16 protein-coding genes are annotated in these 19,413 nt (G+C 72.4%); 8 read left to right on the top strand and 8 right to left on the bottom strand.

Annotated elements, in window-relative coordinates; translation table 11 throughout:
* Positions 1-40: 40 nt before the first annotated feature.
* The 4 genes from qcrB to ctaE are packed head-to-tail and all read right to left on the bottom strand — an operon-like array spanning position 41 to position 4,257.
* Positions 41-1,711: a cytochrome bc1 complex cytochrome b subunit gene (gene qcrB / locus Pta02_RS19470; protein WP_203876287.1), complete on the bottom strand. Its 1,671-nt coding sequence runs from the start codon at positions 1,709-1,711 to the stop codon at positions 41-43.
* Positions 1,708-2,814, bottom strand: a complete 1,107-nt coding sequence (qcrA, locus tag Pta02_RS19475; protein WP_203876288.1) for a cytochrome bc1 complex Rieske iron-sulfur subunit — start codon at positions 2,812-2,814, stop codon at positions 1,708-1,710. Before qcrA ends, qcrB begins: the two co-directional genes overlap by 4 nt.
* Positions 2,811-3,653 (bottom strand): cytochrome bc1 complex diheme cytochrome c subunit, encoded by an 843-nt coding sequence (gene qcrC / locus Pta02_RS19480; RefSeq protein ID WP_444980748.1) that lies wholly within the window; start codon positions 3,651-3,653, stop codon positions 2,811-2,813. Before qcrC ends, qcrA begins: the two co-directional genes overlap by 4 nt.
* Positions 3,640-4,257 (bottom strand): aa3-type cytochrome oxidase subunit III, encoded by a 618-nt coding sequence (gene ctaE, locus Pta02_RS19485; RefSeq protein ID WP_203876290.1) that lies wholly within the window; start codon positions 4,255-4,257, stop codon positions 3,640-3,642. Before ctaE ends, qcrC begins: the two co-directional genes overlap by 14 nt.
* A 195-nt stretch (positions 4,258-4,452) precedes the next feature.
* On the opposite strand from ctaE, the gene Pta02_RS19490 reads away from it, so the two are divergent.
* From Pta02_RS19490 to Pta02_RS19500, 3 genes are all read left to right on the top strand, one after another.
* Positions 4,453-4,851 (top strand): DNA-binding transcriptional response regulator, encoded by a 399-nt coding sequence (locus Pta02_RS19490; protein WP_203876362.1) that lies wholly within the window; start codon positions 4,453-4,455, stop codon positions 4,849-4,851.
* Between the two features lie 54 nt (positions 4,852-4,905).
* Entirely contained in the window at positions 4,906-5,949 is a 1,044-nt protein-coding gene (gene trpD / locus Pta02_RS19495; protein WP_203876291.1) for an anthranilate phosphoribosyltransferase, read from the top strand.
* A 131-nt stretch (positions 5,950-6,080) separates the two neighbouring features.
* A complete protein-coding gene (locus tag Pta02_RS19500) occupies positions 6,081-6,950 on the top strand; it encodes a sensor histidine kinase (protein WP_203876292.1) in 870 nt (289 codons plus the stop codon).
* On the opposite strand, the gene Pta02_RS19505 is transcribed toward Pta02_RS19500, so the two are convergent.
* Together Pta02_RS19505 and Pta02_RS19510 are read right to left on the bottom strand one after the other, a co-directional pair.
* Positions 6,897-7,184 (bottom strand): Lrp/AsnC family transcriptional regulator, encoded by a 288-nt coding sequence (locus Pta02_RS19505; protein WP_203876293.1) that lies wholly within the window; start codon positions 7,182-7,184, stop codon positions 6,897-6,899. The genes Pta02_RS19500 and Pta02_RS19505 overlap by 54 nt on opposite strands.
* A gap of 123 nt (positions 7,185-7,307) precedes the next feature.
* On the bottom strand, positions 7,308-9,056 hold the full coding sequence (locus Pta02_RS19510) for a DEDD exonuclease domain-containing protein (protein ID WP_203876294.1): 1,749 nt from the start codon (positions 9,054-9,056) through the stop codon (positions 7,308-7,310).
* A gap of 147 nt (positions 9,057-9,203) precedes the next feature.
* Here Pta02_RS19510 and Pta02_RS19515 point away from each other — a divergent pair, with 147 nt between their 5' ends.
* Positions 9,204-10,460, top strand: a complete 1,257-nt coding sequence (locus Pta02_RS19515) for a sensor histidine kinase (RefSeq protein WP_203876295.1) — start codon at positions 9,204-9,206, stop codon at positions 10,458-10,460.
* Between the two features lie 71 nt (positions 10,461-10,531).
* Positions 10,532-11,209, top strand: coding sequence for a response regulator transcription factor (locus Pta02_RS19520; protein WP_203876363.1), 678 nt, complete (start codon positions 10,532-10,534; stop codon positions 11,207-11,209).
* Between the two features lie 162 nt (positions 11,210-11,371).
* Here the strand turns inward: Pta02_RS19520 and Pta02_RS19525 are convergent, their stop codons facing one another.
* Positions 11,372-11,722, bottom strand: coding sequence for a DUF1801 domain-containing protein (locus Pta02_RS19525; protein WP_203876296.1), 351 nt, complete (start codon positions 11,720-11,722; stop codon positions 11,372-11,374).
* 258 nt (positions 11,723-11,980) lie between these two features.
* On the opposite strand from Pta02_RS19525, the gene Pta02_RS19530 reads away from it, so the two are divergent.
* Positions 11,981-15,334, top strand: a complete 3,354-nt coding sequence (locus tag Pta02_RS19530; protein ID WP_203876297.1) for a helix-turn-helix transcriptional regulator — start codon at positions 11,981-11,983, stop codon at positions 15,332-15,334.
* Between the two features lie 34 nt (positions 15,335-15,368).
* Here Pta02_RS19530 and Pta02_RS19535 read toward each other — a convergent pair whose 3' ends face one another.
* The gene (locus Pta02_RS19535; protein ID WP_203876298.1) at positions 15,369-16,487 is read right to left on the bottom strand and encodes a phosphotransferase family protein; all 1,119 of its coding nucleotides are present in this window, start codon (positions 16,485-16,487) and stop codon (positions 15,369-15,371) included.
* Between the two features lie 250 nt (positions 16,488-16,737).
* Between Pta02_RS19535 and Pta02_RS19540 the strand changes: the two genes are divergently transcribed.
* The gene (locus Pta02_RS19540; protein ID WP_239130946.1) at positions 16,738-18,000 is read left to right on the top strand and encodes an NYN domain-containing protein; all 1,263 of its coding nucleotides are present in this window, start codon (positions 16,738-16,740) and stop codon (positions 17,998-18,000) included.
* A 240-nt stretch (positions 18,001-18,240) separates the two neighbouring features.
* A complete protein-coding gene (locus tag Pta02_RS19545; RefSeq protein WP_239130948.1) occupies positions 18,241-19,227 on the top strand; it encodes a C40 family peptidase in 987 nt (328 codons plus the stop codon).
* Positions 19,228-19,413: the final 186 nt, after the last annotated feature.

The raw sequence follows: 19,413 nt of genomic DNA on the forward strand, positions 1-19,413 counted from the left end.
TGTCGCAGTGGAGCAGTGGACCGGTCCCGCCGGTCCCGGCTCAGCGGGTGATGGACTTGTCGTCCCCGCCCGCTCCGACGGCCGCGTGCTCGTCGCCGTGACCGTCGTGGTGGCCGTCGTGGTGACCGTCGTCCAGCGGGATCTTCTCGCCGCCGTACGCGGTGCTCATCCTGGCCTTGAGCTTGCCGATGGGGCCGCGCATGCCCTTGGGCGGGATGCCGCCGGGCTCGGTGTCGGCGCCGGTGAGGACCGGAACCGGCTCCTTGCCCCGCATGTGGGCCTCGATGTCCGCCGACGGCGGCACGTGGACCTCGATGTACTCGCCGTGGGGCAGGCGCTTGATGACGCCCGACTCCACACCGTGCCCGATGATCGCCGCGTCCTTGCGCTGCAGGCCGAGGCAGATCCGGTAGGTGACGATGTAGGCGATGACCGGCGCCACGAAGATCAGGACCCGGCCGATGTAGGTCGTCCAGTTCAGCGAGACCTTGAAGACCCAGGAGATCTCGTCGTTGGCGCCCAGCAGCCACAGCACACCGTAGAACGTGATCGCGGAGATGCCGATCGAGGTGCGGTGCGGGTTGTTGCGGGGACGGTCGACGACGTGGTGCTCGCGGTTGTCGCCGGTGATCCACCGTTCGGCGAACGGATAGACCGCCAGGCCGGTCATGATGATGCCCATCGGGACCAGCGCGGGTATCAGCACGCTCATGGGGAGCGTGAAGCCCAGGAAGTTGATCTCCCACGAGGGCATCAGACGCAGCGCGCCTTCCAGGAAGCCCATGTAGAAGTCGGGCTGGGAGCCCGCCGAGATGTCCGCCGGCGTGTAGGGGCCGAAGATCCAGATCGGGTTGATCTGGGCGAAGGTGCCCAGCAGCGCGATGACGCCGAAGGTGAACATGAAGTAGGCGCCGGCCTTGGCCATGAAGGCCGGGTAGAACGGGGCGCCCACCACGTTGTTGTTCGTACGGCCCTTGCCCGGCATCTGCGTGTGCTTCTGCACCCACATCAGGATCATGTGGGCGGAGATGAGCGCCAGCAGGATGCCCGGGATGAGCAGGATGTGCAGCGAGTAGAACCGGGAGATGACGTCCTCACCCGGATACTCGCCGCCGAACAGGAAGAACGTGATCCAGGTGCCGACCAGCGGCAGCGAGATCGCCACACCCTCGGTGATCCGCAGACCGGCGCCGGAGAGCAGGTCGTCGGGGAGGGAGTAGCCGGTCAGGCCCTCGGCCAGGGCCAGCGTCAGCAGCAGGACGCCGATCAGCCAGTTCAGCTCGCGCGGCTTGCGGTATGCACCGGTGAAGAACACGCGGAGCATGTGCACCATCATGCCGGCGACGAACAGCAGGGCGGCCCAGTGGTGCATCTGCCGCATGAGCAGACCGCCGCGGACGTCGAAGCTGATCTCCAGCGACGAGGCGTAGGCCGCGGACATCCCGACGCCCTTGAGCGGCTCGTAGGCGCCGTCGTAGATGACGTGCTCCATGCTGGGCTTGAAGAAGAACGTCAGGAAGGTACCGGTCAGCAGCAGGATGATGAACGAGTAGAGCGCGATCTCACCCAGCAGGAACGACCAGTGGTCGGGGAAGACCTTGCGCAGGTTGCGCTTGAGGAAGTTTCCCGCACCGAGACGGTCGTCGAGGAACCCGCTCGGACCTGCGATGGCCTGGGGCACGTTTGCGTCGGGGCCGCCGGAGGGGCTCACGATTGGCCTCCCTTCTCAATGACCTCGGCCTCGGCGTCGCCGCGCTCCCAGAAGCTGGGACCGACGGGGACGGCGAAGTCGGCCGTGGCGACGAGATACCCCTCATCGTCCACGGCAATCGGCAGCTGTGGCAGGGGTCGGGCGGCCGGGCCGAAGATGACCTTGGCGCCGTCGGCGGCGTCGAAGGTCGACTGGTGGCACGGACACAGGATGTGGTGGGTGGTCTGCTCGTACAGGGCCGCGGGGCAGCCGACGTGCGTGCAGATCTTGGAGTAGGCCACGATGCCGTCGTGAGTCCAGTTCACGTTCGTGCCCGACTTGATCTCGTCCGGACGGAACTTGATCAGGATCAGTGTGGCCTTGGCCAGCGCGTTCAGGTCGTGTTCGTATCCCTCGGGGACAACCGACAGGATACCTCCGGGCGAGTTGAAGTCCGCCGCGCGGATGGGAGCGCCGCTGCCCTCGACGACGAGCCTGCGCGGCTTGCCCTCCTTGGTCTTCTCGCCCCAGACGGTGTGGCGCAGCTTCTCGTCGAAGTTCGTGTAGCTCGGGCCGAGGTCGCGCAGGAGCACCAGCGGGGCCAGGCCCAGCGGGGCCGCGGCGGCCAGGAGCGTACGGCGCAGCAGCGGCCGCTTGGTGATGCCGCTCTCGGCCGCGCCCTGCAGGAAGGTCTCGCCGACGTAGGACCGGGTCTCGCGGTCGGAGGCCATCGCGTGGCGCTCCTGGATCAGCTTGTACTTCGGCATGACCATGCGGACCCAGACCACCAGGCCCGAGGCCAGCGCGAGAAGCGCCAGCGTGAGCGAGCCGCCCAGGGCCAGCGTGGACGTCTGCGTGCTCTCGAGGTCGCCGACCTGGAAGACCACGTAGGAGACGACGAACGCGATGCCGGCCAGGAACGTGATCGTGAAGCAGAGGGCGGCGAGCTTCTCGCCCTTCTTCGCGGTCTTCTCGTCCTGCAGGTCGACGCCGGCGACACTGAGCTCACCGGGCGTCTCGTCGGGGCCGAGCAGCGAGGTGCTCGCCGCGGGCGCAGGAGTGCCGATGACGCGCCTGGGGACGCGCTCTTCGGGCTGCTCGATGTCGTGCTTGTTGTCTGTCATTGGGCCTGTCGCCTCTTTGCGGTGATCCAGATGGCGGCCAGAGCGAGGAGGCTGATGCCCACGATCCATGCCACCAGACCCTCGGTGACCGGGCCGATGCGGCCGAGGCCCGCACCACCGGGGTTGGGCTCCTCACGAACGCCCACGATGTAGGCGATCATGTCCCGCTTCTGCTCGGGAGTGATGATGCTGTCGTTGAACACCGGCATCGCCTGCGGGCCGGTGACCATGGCCTCGTAGATCTGCCGGGGAGTGGCGTCGTGCAGCGGCGGGGCGTACTTGCCCTGCGTCAGGGCGCCACCGGAGCCGACGAAGTTGTGGCACTGGATGCAGTTCGCGCGGAACAGCTGGCCGCCCTTGGACTTGTCGCCCTTGGCGGGGTCGACCATCTCCTGCGTCGGGACGGTGGGTCCGCCGCCGAGAGACTGGACGTAGGCGCCCAGCTGGCGGATGGTGTCCTCGTTGACCCAGGGGGCCGGCTTCTTGCGCGGGGCCTGGGCGCCGAGCTGGGCCAGGGGCATACGGCCGCTGCTGACCTGGAAGTCCACCGACGCCGCGCCGACGCCCACGAGGCTGGGACCGCGGTTGGCGATGCCCTCGGCGTTGAGACCGTGGCAGCTGGCGCAGCTCTGCTCGAAGAGCTTCTTGCCCTCCGCCACGTCGTCGGCCCTGCCGGACGCGATGGCCGCGTCGGCCCGCTCGCTCGTCGGGGCCGCCAGGGTGTACGCGACACCCAGCAGCCCCAAGGTCAGAAGCAGGACGGCGTATCTCGCGAGGGGATGCCGCCGCCTAGCGGTGATCCTATTCACAGAGATCCCCGATTCCTTAATGAATGCCATAGATGGTCACGAAAAGGCCAATCCAGACCACGTCGACGAAGTGCCAGTAGTAGGACACGACGATCGCGCTGGTCGCCTGCTCACGGGTGAAGCGCTTCGCGGCGTACGTACGTCCCAGCATGAACAGGAACGCGATCAGTCCACCGGTCACGTGGAGTCCGTGGAAGCCCGTGGTCAGGTAGAACACCGAGTCGTACGCGGTGTGCGACAGGGTGTGGCCTTCTGCGACCAGCTGGCTGTACTCGTACAGCTGGCCGCCGACGAACACGGCGCCCATCAGGAAGCTGACGATGTACCAGAAACGCAGCTTGCCGACCTGGCCCTTCTCAGCCGCCCAGACGCCCAGCTGACAGGTCACACTCGACAGGACCAGGATGATCGTGTTGGCCAACGAGAACGGGACGTTCAGATGGGCCTCGGGCCAGGGCAGTCCCTGGCCGAGACTCACCGACCGGATGGTGAAGTACATCGCGAACAGCGCCGCGAAGAACATGAGCTCGGAGGACAGCCAGACGATCGTCCCGACACTGACCAAGTCAGGTTTGTTGGACGAGTGGGCTGTCGTCGTCGTTGAGATTGCGGATGCTGTCGCCACGGGCAGCATTATTGCGGCTCCCCTGTCCGGGTCGCCGCACGACCCCCCGATAGGGGGGTCAACCGTCCCTCTAATCTGGACGTAGGGGGCAAATGCCCTGTCGATGCCTCCGGTCTGGGTCTGTGAGCGGGGTGACCGGTAGCATCCCAGGTGACCATACATCGACGAGCGATAGTGAGCGCGACCTTGAGCACCGACGACAAGATGAGGGTCCTCGTCTACAGCGACGACGCAAGCACCCGCGAGAAGGTGCGTCAGGCGATCGGCTGGCGCCCCGCCGCCGACGTGCCCCTCGTGGAGATCGTGGAGTGCGCCACCCACGCGAAGGTCGTCCAGCACTTCGACTCGGGTGAGATCGACGTCGCCGTCCTCGACGGCGAGGCCAAGCCGGCCGGAGGCATGGGCGTGGCCCGCCAGGCCAAGGACGAGGTCCACGACTGCCCCCCGATCTGCCTGCTGATCGCCCGCCGCGACGACCGCTGGCTGGCCGAGTGGTCCAAGGCCGAGGCCGTCGTGGCGCTCCCGATCGACCCCGTGGTGCTGGCCGAGACCGTCGCCGACCTGATGCGCCGCCGCCTCTCCACCCGTCTCACCGCCCGCTAGAAGAGAAGACCGGCAACCCCCCTCTGGCCCCCTCTGGCCCCTCTGGAGATCCCTATGGACGCGCGCACCACCTGGCCCGCGCTGCTGTCGGCGCTGCTCGCCGGTGAGCACCTGACGGCGGACGAGACCGCCTGGGCGATGAAAGAGATCATGTCCGGCTCGGCGAGTCCCGCGCAGATCGCCGGATTCGCCGTGGCGCTGCGCGCGAAGGGGGAGACGGTCGCCGAGGTGACCGGTCTGGCCCGCACGATGCTGGAGCTGGCCACCCCGCTGACGGTCGAGGGTCCCGTGGTCGACATCGTCGGCACCGGAGGCGACCGCGCCCACACGGTCAACGTCTCGACCATGGCCGCGATCGTGGCCGCGGGCGCGGGGGCGCGGGTGGTCAAGCACGGCAACCGGGCCGCCTCCTCCTCCTGCGGCGCCGCCGACGTGCTGGAGCACCTCGGCGTCGCGCTCGACCTGGCGCCGGCCGACACCGCCCGGGTCGCCGTCGAGGCGGGCATCGCCTTCTGCTTCGCGCCGGTCTACCACCCCGCGCTGCGCTTCGCCGGTCCGCCGCGCAAGGAGATCGGCGTGCCGACGGTCTTCAACTTCCTCGGCCCGCTGACCAACCCGGCCCGCCCGGCCGCCCAGGCGATCGGCGTCTACGACGCGCGCATGCTGCCCGTCGTGGCCGGCGTCTTCGCCGAGCGGGGCGTCTCCGCCCTGGTGTTCCGGGGCGACGACGGGCTCGACGAGCTGACCATCGCCACCACCTCCACGGTCTGGGTGGTCCGCGACGGCACCGCCACGCAGACCGTCTTCGACCCGGCCGTGCTCGGCATCCCGCGCGCGGAGGCCGACGCGCTGCGCGGCGGCGACGTCGCCTTCAACGCCCGCGCGGTGCACGACTTCCTCGGCGGCAAGACCGGCCCGGTCCGCGACGCGGTGCTGCTGAACGCCGCCGCCGCCCTGGTCGCGCTCGACGGGCCCGGCGACGACCTGGACGCCGCGATGATCGAGGCGTACTCCCGCGCCACCCGCGCGGTCGACTCCGGCGCCGCCGCCGCCACCCTGGAGCGCTGGATCGAGGCCAGCACGACCTCGCGGTCGTGACGTCCCCGCGGTCGTGACGTCCCCGCCCGGACCGTGTCGTTCGTGACGCGGGCGTTCTCCCCTCACGGGAGGACGAACCCTCCTCCCGTGAGGGGACGCCCGCGTCCCGGCCGGATGCTTACATGGCCGTCATGTGGCGTGCTGACCTGATCGTGGCCCTGCTCCTGGTGGCGCTGGCCGGCCTGACCGCGGCCGTCGTCCGGCTCGCCCGCGACCGCCGGTCCCTGGCCGCGAGCCTGCGCGGCGAGCGGCTGAAGCTGGCCGGCCAGCGGGAGGCGCTGGCCCGCGCCGCGGTGACCGGGGAACGCGGCCGTATCGCGCGCGAGCTCCACGACATGGTGGCCCACGGGATCAGCATGATGACGCTCGGCGTCGGCGCCGGACGGATGATCATGGATAAGGACCCGGAGCGGGCCAGGCAGACCCTCCGGGCGGCCGAGGAGTCCGGCCGCCAGGCGCTCGCCGAGCTGCAGCGCATACTGGGGCTGCTCCGCGCCGGGGACGCGGCGGGCGCCAGGACGCCCCAGCCCCGGCTGTCGGACCTGTCCGACCTGCTGGCCAAGGTGCGCGCCGAAGGGCTGCGGGTGGACGTGGTCGAGGACGGCAGGCCGGTCGAGGTCGGTCCCGCGCTGGAGCTGTCGGCCTACCGGATCGTCCAGGAGGCGCTGCGCAACACCCTGCGGCACGCGGGGGCGAGCTCGGCCCGCGTCACGCTGCGCTGGCGGCCCGGCTTCCTCGACGTCCTGGTCCGCGACGACGGCCGGGCCGGGCCCGCCGTGACCGCGGGCACCGGGCTGGTCGGCATGCGGGAGCGGGTCACCCTGTTCGGCGGGACGCTGGAGGCCGCGCCCCGCGCCGAGGGCGGCTTCGAGGTGCGGGCCCGCCTGCCCACGGCCGGTGAGCGGCGCGGGTCCCCTCCGCCACGGCGGGCCGCGGACCCGCCCGCGTCAGTCCGACTCGCTGAGCCCGATGGAGAAGGCGGCGTCGAGATCGTGCCGTGAGTAGGCGCGGAAGGCGATGTGCGTCTCGGTGTGCAGGACTCCGGCCACCTTGTTGATCCGGCCGGGGACCACCTCGGCGATCTCCTCGTAGGCGGCGACGCGCACCATGGCCATCAGGTCGTATTCGCCGGTGATGGAGTAGACCTCGCTCACCCCGTCGATCTCGGCGATCGTCTGGGCGACCTCGGGGATCCGGTCCACCTCGGCGTTGATGTGCACGATCGCGGTGACCACGCGCTTCCTCCTCGTTGAGTACGGCTTGCCGCATCCGAAGTTATCAGCGCCCCGGCCGGGCGTCGCCGTCACTGCGCCGGAGATCCGCGCAGTGCCCGCGAGCGTCTTCCGGCGGGAGAGCCGTCAGCGTTCGGGGCGGCCCTCACGCCACCGGCGCGGCTCGGCGTCTCCCGGCCGGTAGGCGCGCTCGATGCGCCCCATGAGCCGGCCCGCGCCCGAGACCGGCAGGCTCCAGGTGCCCTCCACCTGGACCAGCCGCACCCCCGGGGACTCCAGCCAGCGCAGGATGCACTCGGTCTCCTCGGCGCTGGCCGCGGGGATCGGACCGGGACCCGTGGCGACGGTCTCCGCGGTGGCCACCAGGGCGTCCACGACGGGCGTGGGGTGGACGCCCTTGTCCAGCACCCCGGCCGAGGCCAGGCGGCCGTAGCGGATGACGTGGACGTCCCAGCGGCCGTCGGGCAGCGGGCCGGCCGCCACCATCTGCGGGATGGAGGTCAGCGACCGCAGCCGCTGCATCCGGGCCGAGGCGCGCACGTAGGCGGCCAGCCGGTCGCGGTCGGCGGCGGCCTCCTCGTAGCGCTGGTCCCCTGACAGCCGGTCCATCCGGGCCTCGATCGCGGAGAAGACCGGGGCGGCGTCCAGCTCCATGGCCTGCCGGGCGGCGGCGGCGTGCGCGCCGTACTCCTCGGCGCTCTGGCGGCCCTCGCACGGCGCCCCGCACCTGCCGAGCCCGGCCAGCGCGCACGCCGAGCGCAGGGCGCGCCCGGTGAGCCGCAGCGGGATCTTGTCGGTGCACTGGCGCAGCGGGATCGCCTCGTGCAGCGCGGCGCGCGCCTCCTCGGCGGTGCGGGCGCTGGTGAACGGGCCGAGGTAGCCGGCCCCGTCGTCCTTGATCTCGCGGACGATCGACAGGCGGGGGAAGGGCTCGTCGGTGAGCTTGAGCCAGACGACCTTCTCCGGGAAGCGGGACCTGCGGTTGTAGCGGGGCTTGGCCGAACCGATCAGCCGCAGCTCCCTGATCTCGGCCTCCAGCGCGGTCGCGCAGACGATCGTCCGGACCCGCACGGCGATGCCGACCATCTCCCGGATCCGGGGGCGGGTCTCGCTCGCGGTGAAGTAACTGCGCACCCGGGTGCGCAGGTTGACGCTCTTGCCCACGTAGAGCGGGTCGCCGCGCTCGTCCTCGAACACGTAGACGCCCGGGGCGGAGGGCACCGCGTCGGCCAGGTGCCGCTTGCGGCGCTGCTCGGGCGAGGGGGCGCGGACGAAGCCCTTGAGCTCCTCCAGGGTGTGCACGCCGAAGGACCCGGCGCGCTCCAGGAGCGCGTGCAGCACGTCGACGGTGGCCCTGGCGTCGGACAGCGCGCGGTGGCAGGGCTCGGTCGAGCTGAAGATCTTGGCCAGCGTGGAGAGCTTGCAGTTGGGCGCCTCGTCGCGGGTCAGGAGCTTGCGCGCCAGGGTGACCGTGTCGACCACGGGATGGTCGGGCGGCGGGTAGCCGTGGGCCGCGCAGGCCGCCTTGACGAACCCCACGTCGAACCCGGCGTTGTGGGCCACCAGCGTGCTGCCCCGGGCGAACTCCAGGAAGGCCGGCAGGACCGAGTCGATCTTCGGCGCCGCGGCGACCATGACGTCGGTGATGCCGGTCAGCACCGAGATGAACGGGGGGATCGGCGTCCCGGGGTCGACCAGGGTGCCGAACTCGCCCAGCACCTGACCGCCCCTGACCTTGACCGCGCCGATCTCGGTGATCGCGTGCTCGCCCGCGGAGACGCCCGTGGTCTCCAGGTCGAAGACCACGAACGTGATCTGGTCGAGCGGGGTGCCCAGCTCGTCCAGCGTTCCCTGCACGGCGTTTTCCACGGTCATGACCATAAGAGGACCGACCGACATTTAGCGCGGCGGGGCCGCTCACGGCACGCCGGACCGTCGTTTCCGGTATGGGGCGACCGGCTGCTCCCAAGGTCGGCGGCGGATCGACTTTGGTCGGTTCCGAAAGCGCATGAACTACTCGTAATGTCAGTGAACGTGACCCAGCACGTGACGGAGTACCGGTGGCTGCTGCCGGGGAGCCTGCGGGACGCGCCGCGGCAGGAGAGGGCCCGGGTCCGCCGCTCGACCCGCGACTGGATCGTGGACATCATCGTCTTCCTGCTGGCCGCCGGCCTCGGTCTCCTGTCGGTGGAGACCGTGCAGGCCGAGGTCGGGCTGCCCGAGCCGATGCGGATCGCCGACCAGCTCATCGGTTTCGCCGCGTGCGTCTCGGTGTGGCTGCGCCGCCGCTGGCCCGTGGGGCTGGCCCTCGTGCTCGCGCCGGTCTCGGTCCTGTCGAGCGTCTCGGGCGGGGCGGCCGTGGCGGCGATGTTCACGGTGGTCGTGCACCGGCCGTTCAAGATCGCGGCGCCGGTGGTCGCGGTCCACCTGCTGACGATCCCCGTCTATGTGAAACTGCGCCCGGACCCCACCCTGCCCGCCGGGTGGGCGATGACGCTGTGGACGCTGGTCACGCTGGTGGTCGTGATGTGGGGGATGTTCGTACGGGCCCGCCGGCAGCTCGTGGTCTCCCTGCGCGAGCGGGCCGAGCGCTCCGAGGCGGAGGCCGAGCTGCGGGTGGAGCGGGCCAGGCACCTGGAGCGCGAGCGCATCGCCCGGGAGATGCACGACGTGCTCGCCCACCGGCTCTCGCTGCTCAGCGTGCACGCGGGCGCGCTGGAGTACCACCGGGGCATGCCGGCCGAGGACGCGGCCAAGGCGGCCGGAGTCATCCGCTCGGGCGCCCACCAGGCGCTCCAGGACCTGCGCGAGGTCATCGGCGTGCTCCGGCACGGCGCGGAGGACACCACCCCCGACCGGCCGCAGCCGACGCTGGCGGACCTGGCCGGCCTGGCCGAGGAGTCCAGGGCGGCGGGCATGGACGTCACCCTCGACCTGAGGATCGGCGACCACGGGGAGGTCCCGGCGGGGCTGGGCCGCAACGTCTACCGGATCGCGCAGGAGGGGCTGACCAACGCCCGCAAGCACGCCGCCGCCGCGCCGGTGAGCGTGGTGGTCGCGGGCGGGCCCGGCGACGGGCTCACCCTGGAGATCCGCAATCCCCTGACCGGGGGCCAGGCCATCCCGGGCAGCGGCACCGGCCTGATCGGCCTCACCGAGCGGGCCCAGCTCATGGGCGGGCGCCTGGAGTACGGCAGGGCGCCCGACGGCCGCTTCCGGCTCAGCGCGTGGCTGCCGTGGCGGGCCGAGGACGTGGCCGACGCCGCGGGGGCGGCGTGAGGAGACCGGGAAGACGGGCGGAGGGGGAGGGCATGACCGGTGCGACGGAGAGCGCGGCTAACGTGATCGACATGAACTCCTCCCTCCCCGCGCGGCCGATCCGGGTGCTGGTCGTCGACGACGACGCGCTCGTCCGGGCCGGGCTGTCGATGATCCTGGGCGGCGCCGACGACATCGCCGTCGTCGCAGAGGCCGCGGACGGGGACGAGGTGCAGCCGCTGGTGGCCGAGCACCGGCCGGACGTGGTGCTGATGGACATCCGGATGCCCCGCGTGGACGGGCTGACCGCGACCGAGCGCCTGCGGTCCTGCGCCCCGGCCCCCGAGGTGGTCATCCTGACGACCTTCCACGCCGACGCCCAGGTGCTGCGCGCGCTGCGCGCCGGGGCGGCCGGGTTCCTGCTCAAGGACACCCCGCCGGGCGAGCTGGTCGCCGCGATCCGCAAGGTCGGGGCGGGCGAGCCCATCCTGTCGCCCGCCGTGACCCGCCAGCTCATCGCCCACGTCGCCGACGGCGGCGCGGTGACCCGCCGCGAACGGGCGCTGGGACTGCTGGCCGGGCTCAGCGAGCGCGAGCACGAGGTCGCGGTGGCGGTCGGCAGGGGCAGGTCCAACGCGGAGATCGCCACCGAGCTCTACATGAGCGTGGCCACGGTCAAGGCCCACGTCTCACGGATCCTGACCAAGTTCGGCCTGAACAACCGCGTCCAGATCGCACTGATAGTCCACGACGCGGGCCACCTGCACTGACAGGCGGGCGATCCGCCCTGGCACGCCGGTCGCCTGTGCCGGCGCGCCGGGGCTTCGTCGTGCCGGCCGGCCGTGCCGGCGGGTCGCCGGGGAGGGGCGGGACTCGTCGGCGTGGTCCGTCCCGGCGGCTCCGCACCGCCGTGACGGCCCCGTTTTCTTCGTCTACTTCGCGTCGAGTTCGGCGGCCTGGGTGATGTAGTCGCTCAGGGCCTCACGGTTGACGTCCTCCACCTTCTTGAGCTTGACGTGCCGGGTCTTCTTCCCGACCCCCTCCAGCAGGCCGTACCGGTCGGTGAACTCGGCGCCCCGCTCGAAGGCGAAGGTGAGGTGGGTCTTGCTGACACTGATGATGGCCAGAGCCTTGGACCCCTTCCAGGCGGGGGAGCCGTACATGATCACCTCCTCGGCGGCGGGAGCGTGCCCCTTCATGAGGTCGCGCAGGATCGCGACGATGGGCCGGTGCTCCGGTGCGACTTTGACCCGCACGAACTCGTCGACGGCTTGGTTGCTCATGAGCCGGCTCCTCATCAGGTCCTGTCCGTTCGGGCCCGGGGCACGGCGGATCCGGCTCCGTCGCGCGTCCGCGGTCCCTCCGGGATCCGGCGGGCACGTGATCAGAACATGGTCGTACGTGTCGACGGCCGATGTTTCTCGCTGCGTGCTCTGCCGGTGAGGGTGTCGCGGTTCCGTGTCGCGGTACGGCGCGCCGGTCGCCCGCGGGGAGGCCGGACGGGCACTGGTCTGCGGCCGTGGCGCTGACACACTGGGGAGGTGGGCATCGACCGGCGGCCGGACGTCTTCGTCGGACGCGAGCGCGAGACGACGACGCTGCGCGAGATGGCGGCGGACGCCCGGCGGGGCCGGGGCGGGGTCGTCCTCGTGTCGGGCCCCGCCGGCATCGGAAAGTCCCGCCTGGTGGATGAGGCCTTCGCCGGTGACCCGAACGTCCTGCGAGGCCGCTGCCCCGCCGAGGACGGCGTCCCACCGCTGTGGCCGTGGCTGCGCGCGGCCTCCCGCGTCCTGACCGGCACACCGTCAGGAAACGCCCTCCTGCAGGCCGCGGAGGCGGTGAGAACGGTCCTCGGAGAAACCCCGGAGCAGGCCGTCCCGCCCACGGCGGAGGCCGTACAGGTCGAGCGGGAAGCCGTCCCGGGCGTGGTGGAAGCGGTAAGGGTCGCTCGGGAAGCCGTATCGGCGGGGATGTCCATTCCGGCGGCAGGGGAGCCTGTTCCGGTGGCCGGGACGCGCGTTCAGGCGGCGGAGAGGGGCATTCCCGCGGACGCGGCAGGGAGGGCCGTTCCCGGGGACGCCGGGGACGCGGCGGAGACTGCGGCGGCGCGTTTCAGGCTGCTCGCCTGTCTGGCCGATGCCCTCATCGGGGCGGCGGAGGCCGCGCGGGGTCTCGTGGTGGTGATCGAGGATCTTCACGACGCCGACGAGGCCTCCCTGGGGCTGCTCCGCCGGATCGCGGCGGAGATCGCGGGTTCCCGGCTGCTCGTCGTCGCGACGCATCGGGACGCCGCCGGACGAGCCGCCTTCGCCGGGACCCTCGCCGAGGTCGCCCGCAGCGGGGCCGCGCGGACGATCTCACTCGCCCCGTTCACCGAGCGGGACGTCGCGCACTACCTCGCACCCCTGCCGGGCGGCGCCGATCTCGCCCGCCCGGTGCATGAGCGCACCGGCGGGCTTCCGCTGCTGGTGTCGGCGATGGCGCGGGCACTGGCCGAAGCCGGTGACCGGGGGCCGGGTGGAGCCGACGGCCGGGAGGAAGCGGGTGGCGGGGAGCCCAACGGAGCCGACGGCCGGGAGGAAGCGGGCAGCCGGGGGCCGGGCGGGGCCGACGGCCGGGGATCCGGGAAAGCCTGTGGCGAGGGTCTGGCGGGCGCTGGGAGGCGGCTCCCCGAGTTGCCTCCGGCGGATCTGCGTCTCCTCGTTCTGGGGATGCTCGGCGGGCTCGACCCGGCGGTCCGGGACACGGTGGAGGCCGCGGCGGTGCTCGGCGAGGACGTCGACGCCGGGCTTCTCGCCGAGATCCGGGGCGTGCCGCCGGACACGGTCTCCGGCCGGTTGGAGGCGCTGGTCGAGGCGGGCCTGCTGGTCCGCGCCGACGACACCTCACAGCCTCGCTACCGCTTCGCCCACGCCCTGGTCCGCGAGGGTGTCGCGGTGGAACCGGCGGCCGCCGCCGCGCTGCACCGCAGGGCGGCCGAGATCCTGCAGCGGCGGGCGGGCGCCGGCCTCGCCCACGCCGCCCGTGTCGCGGCGCACTGGCGGCGGGCCGGAGACGACCTCGGGGCGCTGCGGGCCACGGTGCGGTGGGCGCGGGCCGCCGCCGCGCACGCGTCGCGGACACCGGCCCCCGAGGAGGCGGTCCGGTCGCTCGGGCACGCCCTGGACGCCCTGGACAGGACGGGAGCCGCACCGGCCGAACGGGCCGGACTCCTCGTCGAGCTCGCCTGCGCCGAATACGTGGCGGGCCGCATCCCCCAGAGCCTGCGCCACTGCCACGCCGCGGCGGACGCCGCGGAGTCCGCCGGGCGCCCGGACCTGCTCGCCTCGGCCGCGCTCGTCGTCCGCAGGGCGGGCGACCCCGCGGTCCTCACGACGGTGACCGCCTTGTGCGACCGCGCTCTGTCGGCCCTCGACATCACGGTGGACGCGGCGGGCTCCCGGCGGGACGACGGCGCCGCGGAGGAGCCGCGGGCCCGGTGGGGCGGCGACGTGGCGGACGGGACGCGCCTCCGGGGGGACGGCGGTGCCGTCGGCTGGGAGGTCGTGCGGGCCCGGGTGCTCGCCCGCAAGGCGTGCACGGAGGTGGAGGCCGGGCGGTCCGGGAGCGGGGAGGCGGCGGGGCGGGCGTGGCGGCTGGCCGGGTCGTGCGGGGACCCGGTCGCGTCGCTGGACGCGGCACGGGCCAGGGCCGGGCTGCTCGACCGGCCGGAGGACGTGGGGGAGCGCCTGCGGATGGGGGACCTGGCGGTGCGCGTCGGGCTGCGCTCCGGGCAGGCGATGGCCGCCGTACAGGGGCACGTCTGGCGCGCCGACGCGGCCTACCAGCTCGTGGACGTCGCCGCCGTCGACGACGAGATCGCCCGGCTGGCCGAAGTCGCCGCGGCCACGCGTCTGACCGCCGCCCGGTGGTACCACCTGCGTACGGCGGCGGCGCGCGAGGCGCTGTCCGGCCGGTTCGGGCGCGCCCGTTCCCTGTCGGCGGAGGCGGGGGAGACCGCCGCCCGGATGGGCGACGCGATGGCCTCGGCGTTCACGGAGATGTTCGGAGGGCTCCTGGCGCTCGTACGCGGGGACCGGCGCGAGATCCCCGGCGGCTACCGGGAGGTCTTCGCGGCGTTGCCCCCGGTCCCGGTCGTCGAGGCCGCCCACGTGCTGCGCCTGTACCTCGACGGGGCCCGTGAGGAGGCCTTCGCCGGATACGAGCGCCTGCGCCTGCTGCTGCGGGAGCCGGTGCGCGGGATGCGGGGGAGGGTCGTCCTGCAGAACATGACCGAGCTCGTCGAGGCCTTCGGGGACGAGGAGGCCGCGGGCTGGGCGCACGCCCACTGGCTGCCCTGGGCCGCCGCCGGAGGCCTGCCGGGCAACGCCGACAGTTTCTGCGGCGGCTCCTGCGCGCGGGCCGTCGGCCGGATGGCCGCCGTCATGGGTCGGCTCGACGAGGCCGCGGACGCCCTGCGGGGCGCGGCGGAGGTCGACCTGCGGCTCGGTGCCGGGCCCTGGCTCGTGCACACCCGGCTCGCCCTCGCCGACGTGCTGCGGCGCAGGGGGGCCGGCGGCGACCACGCGGAGGCGGCGGCGCTCGCCGTACGGGCCGCGGCCGAGGCCAGGCGGCTGGACCTGCCGGGACCGCTGGCCCGCGCCGACCGTCTGATCGCCGACCTGGAGGCCCGCCGGCGCGCCGGTGATCCGCTGGCCCCGCTGACCGCACGGGAGCGCGAGGTGGCCGACCTGGTCGTCCGGGCGCTGTCGAACCGGCAGATCGCCGACCGGCTCGTCCTGAGCGAGCGCACCGTCGAGAGCCACGTGCGCAACATCCTCGTCAAGCTCGGCCTCGCCAACCGGACGGAGCTCACCGTCCGCCTGCTCGCCGGCCGGAGGGACCTGTCCCGGTAGCGCCCGCCGGACCCGCGCTCGCCGGTGGGCGGGGTCAGGCCCAGTAGCTCCCGTCGAGCATCCGCTCGATGGTGGCCCGGTGCATGACCAGGTCGTCGGGGTCGGCGGGCATGGGCTGCTCGCCGAAGTGGATCCGCCGGTGCCAGACGCGGGCCATGATGACGCCGTGCCGGAGAGCGGCGTACATCTCGTAGAACTCCATGTCGCGCGGCCGGTAGCCGGTCATCTCCTCGTAGGCCCGGCAGACGTCCTCGCGCCGCATGAAGTCGGGCAGTCCCGGCAGCTCCATGACCTCGGTGATGTCCTGGAAGAAGCGGTGCAGGAAGATCATCCAGGAGATGTCCAGCTCCCGGGGGCCGACGGCCGCCATCTCCCAGTCGAGCACCGCCACCGGCGTGAAGCCGTGATAGATCATGTTCCCGATGCGCGCGTCGCCCCAGCTGAGCACGTCGGGGCCGGGGTCGGCCGGCCAGTGCTCCTCCAGCCAGTCGAAGGCCCGCTCCAGCAGCGGGATCCGCATCGAGGAGTGCGCCCACTCGTAGTAGGCCCGCTGGTCGTCGACGTGCCTGCGCAGCGCGGAGTCCCCGGGGCCGTCGAGCTGGAGGGGGCGCAGCTCCTGGACGGTGAACGGGGCGTCGTGCAGCCTGGCCAGGACGGCCACGCTCTCCCGCTGCAGCCCCTCGCGCTCGGCGGGCGAGGCCTCCAGGAGCCAGCCCTCGAAGGTGTAGGGCAGCACGTCCGGCGGGACCCGCCCGGAGAGGCGCTCCATCACGAAGAACGGCGCGCCGAGGGGCTCGGGGTCGGGCTCGAACCACAGGGTGCGGGGCGCGGGGACGCCCGCGCGCTCTCTGGCCATCCGCATGACCTCGAACTGCCTGCCGAGGTCGTAGCTGGGGAAGACCGGCACCGCCTCGCTCGCCGGGGCCATCCGGGCGACGCACTCGACCTTCCTGCCGCCCTCCCCGGAGGCCCAGGAGGCGTCGAACAGGAGGGTCTCGCTGGACATGCCGTTGCCCGAGGGATGGCTCAGCTCCGACAGCGTGACCGGGCAGCCCAGGCGCCCGCTCAGCCACGAGCGCATCCGGCCGTGGAGTTCGTCCAGGTCGCGGGTGGAGGTCCGCATCGTCCCGTCCTGCTCACGCCGTTCGTCCATCGCGGTCTCCTGGGGCCGGGGGGTACGGCGTCCGTCGTCACGCCGCCGACACAGTCGTACAACGCCAACCAAACGCTTGTCCACAAAACGTTCACGAGCAGGTCAGATGGCGTTCGATCTCTTATCCGGTCGGCGCCCGGGCGCGATGCCCGTACCCTTGACAGATAGACCAATCCGAGTAGGGGCCGTGATGAGTTCAGCCGGAGAGGGCCTGTCTCGTCCGCTGCCGGAGCAGGTCCGCTTACACGTCGTGGAACTGGCAGCCCAGATCCTCGGTTCGATGCCCGCCGCGTCGGTGCCGCCGCCGCTGCGCAACATCGCCAAGTTCGACCCGCGCAAGCGGGCCAAACTGGGCGGCACGCCGATCGCCGCGCAGCTGGAGAACGACAAGGAGTTCCGCGAGGTCGTCGCGGAGGCCCTGGCCGCCGGCTGGCCGGAGCTGGTCGCCGGTCTGGCGGAGGGCTCCGTCCCGCCGGCCGCCGAGCCCGTCATGGTGGCCGCCGCCGCCTACCTCACCCGGCCGCCCGGCTGGGAGGAGATGATCGAGACCGCCCGCACCGACATCGAGCGCTCGGCGGCCGTCGCGGAGGGCTCCGCGCTGGAGCAGACGCTCCTGCGGCTGCGCGAGCAGCTGGCGGCGCAGAAGACCTCCGCCAAGGAGGAGTCCGACCGGCTGCGCGAGCAGCTCAAGGCCGCCCGCGGGGAGATCTCCGACCTGCGCCGCAAGCTGCACGACGCCCGCGAGCGGGCCAAGACGGCCGAGGCGCGGGCCGCGGCGATGGAGGAGGCCGCCCAGGAGGCCAGGACCGCCGCCGCCTCGGCGGGCAGCGCGGGGGAGAGCGAGCTGCGGCGCCTGCGCGAGCGCCTGGCCGACTCCGAGCGGCAGTTGGAGGCCACCCGCCGGGCCGCACGCGAGGGCCGCAGCGTGGAGGACACCAAGGTCCGGATGCTGCTCGACGCCCTCCAGGACGCCGCGTCCGGTCTGCGCCGGGAGCTGGCCCTGCCCTCCAGCATCGTCAGGCCCGCCGACTCCGTCGCCTCGGTCACCCCGGGCAGCCCGGGGGTCCGGGCGGTGCCCGCGCGGGCGCTCGCCGACGACGATCCCGCGCTGCTCGACCAGTTGCTCACGCTGCCGCAGATCCACGTGATCGTGGACGGCTACAACGTGACCAAGACCGGTTACGGCACGCTCACCCTGGCCGACCAGCGCAACCGCCTGCTCACCGGGCTCGGCGCGCTGTACGCCCAGACCCGCACCGAACTGACCTGCGTCTTCGACGGCGCCGAGCTGAACGGCCCGGTGCCGGTCTCGGCCCCGCGGGGCGTGCGGGTGCTGTTCAGCGCGCCCGGGCAGATCGCCGACGACCTGATCCGCCAGCTCGTACGGGCCGAGCCCGTCGGGCGCGCTCTGGCGGTGGTCTCCTCCGACCGGGAGGTGGCCGAGTCCGTGCGCCGGATGGGCGCCAGACCGGTCCCGGCCGGGCTGCTCCTCAAGCGCCTGGGCCGCGCCTGACCCGGGCCTCCTGGCCGACCGGAATTGCGGACCTGCTCTTCGCCGCGTGCGCGGCGGTCCGTTCGGGAGGTTCGCGGCGGGACGGCGGGGCCGTACGCAGGGGCGATGGGTGCGGATCCGGTAGCCGATACGCATGAGTAGCGGGTAAAACATCCGAAAAGGTGAGTTCGGCCTTACCGATTCTGTACTATTTCGCCCAGGTCTTTGCGCGGGAGGGGCGTCGTCGTGACCGTGGCGGGTATGCCGAAGAGTTCCGGGCGGATGCCTGTGGCGGCCGGACTGGTGCTTGCGGCTCTCCTGCTGCCCCTCCTGCCGGTCGGCGGTGCCTCCGCCGAGCCGAAGCCGACGATCGCCGAGGCCAAGAAGAAGCTGGAGAAGCTCAACCACGAGGCCGACGAGATCGTCGAGAAGTACAACCAGGCCGGCGAGAAGCTGAAGCGGGCCAAGAAGAAGTACCGGGATCTCAACGCCGACCTCACGCGTCAGAACGCGAAGGTCTCCGGGCTGCGCAAGGAACTCGTCACGATGGCGGTCAGCACCTACCAGGTGGGCGGCCTGACCGGCTGGGAGGGCCTGTTCACCCAGCCCGACCCCGGCGCGATGCTCAGCGGCCTGGCGACGGTCGACCAGATGTCGGCCTCGCGGGCCCAGTCCCTCAACGCCTTCGACGAGGCCAACGAGGCCCTGCGGACGAGCAGGGACAAGGCCAAGACCGCTCTGGCCGAGGCCGATGAGACGCGCGACGAGCTGGCCGAGGAGAAGGCCAAGGCCGACAAGATGGTCAAGGCGCAGACCAAGCTCCTGCGCGAGCTGGGCGCCTTCAGGACCGGCGACCCCAGCAGCACGGGCATCGCCTACACCGGACCGGCCTCCGGCAACGCCCGCTCGGCGCTGGACTTCGCCTTCGCCCAGGTCGGCAAGCCGTACCAGTACGGCGGGACCGGGCCCGGCGGCTGGGACTGCTCCGGCCTGGTCCAGGCCGCCTGGCGCGCCGGAGGGGTCAGCCTCCCCCGGACGACCTGGGAGCAGTGGAGCTGGGGCGCCGGCCGCAAGGTCTCCCTGGACGATCTCCAGCCCGGGGACCTGATCTTCAGCGAGGGGCTGGGGCACGTGAGCCTCTACGCCGGCGACGGGCAGATCGTCCACGCCCCGCAGACCGGGGACGTCGTCAAGGTCGTCAGCCTGTCCTCCTACGGCCGCCGCCTCGTCGGCGCGGTCCGCCCCTGATCCCCGGATTCACCGGGCCTTGACAGAATTCCTTTTCCGTGGACGGCGCCTGTCAGGGCATTTCCGGACGCCGGGACGATAAATGCCGGGAAGCCTCTCCGTAAATATCGATCTCCGTTCCGTCCTCCGGCGGAGGTGGCCATAAATGCGTCGGGATCGTTCCACGGCGATCTCGGCGTTCACCCC

The sequence above is a fragment of the Paraplanobispora takensis genome, assembly GCF_016863195.1.
In the GTDB taxonomy this organism is placed as follows: Bacteria; Actinomycetota; Actinomycetes; order Streptosporangiales; family Streptosporangiaceae; genus Planobispora; species Planobispora takensis.

Bases quoted from the DNA above. Each gene is read 5' to 3' on its own strand.
- Pta02_RS19515 (WP_203876295.1), top strand. From the start codon at position 9,204: ATGTCAGTGAACGTGACCCAGCACGTGACGGAGTACCGGTGGCTGCTG.
- Pta02_RS19545 (WP_239130948.1), top strand. From the start codon at position 18,241: ATGCCGAAGAGTTCCGGGCGGATGCCTGTGGCGGCCGGACTGGTGCTT.
- qcrC (WP_444980748.1), bottom strand. From the start codon at position 3,653: ATGGCATTCATTAAGGAATCGGGGATCTCTGTGAATAGGATCACCGCT.
- Pta02_RS19510 (WP_203876294.1), bottom strand. From the start codon at position 9,056: ATGACCGTGGAAAACGCCGTGCAGGGAACGCTGGACGAGCTGGGCACC.
- Pta02_RS19490 (WP_203876362.1), top strand. From the start codon at position 4,453: ATGAGGGTCCTCGTCTACAGCGACGACGCAAGCACCCGCGAGAAGGTG.
- Pta02_RS19520 (WP_203876363.1), top strand. From the start codon at position 10,532: ATGAACTCCTCCCTCCCCGCGCGGCCGATCCGGGTGCTGGTCGTCGAC.
- Pta02_RS19500 (WP_203876292.1), top strand. From the start codon at position 6,081: ATGTGGCGTGCTGACCTGATCGTGGCCCTGCTCCTGGTGGCGCTGGCC.
- qcrA (WP_203876288.1), bottom strand. From the start codon at position 2,814: ATGACAGACAACAAGCACGACATCGAGCAGCCCGAAGAGCGCGTCCCC.
- Pta02_RS19525 (WP_203876296.1), bottom strand. From the start codon at position 11,722: ATGAGCAACCAAGCCGTCGACGAGTTCGTGCGGGTCAAAGTCGCACCG.
- trpD (WP_203876291.1), top strand. From the start codon at position 4,906: ATGGACGCGCGCACCACCTGGCCCGCGCTGCTGTCGGCGCTGCTCGCC.
- ctaE (WP_203876290.1), bottom strand. From the start codon at position 4,257: ATGCTGCCCGTGGCGACAGCATCCGCAATCTCAACGACGACGACAGCC.
- Pta02_RS19535 (WP_203876298.1), bottom strand. From the start codon at position 16,487: ATGGACGAACGGCGTGAGCAGGACGGGACGATGCGGACCTCCACCCGC.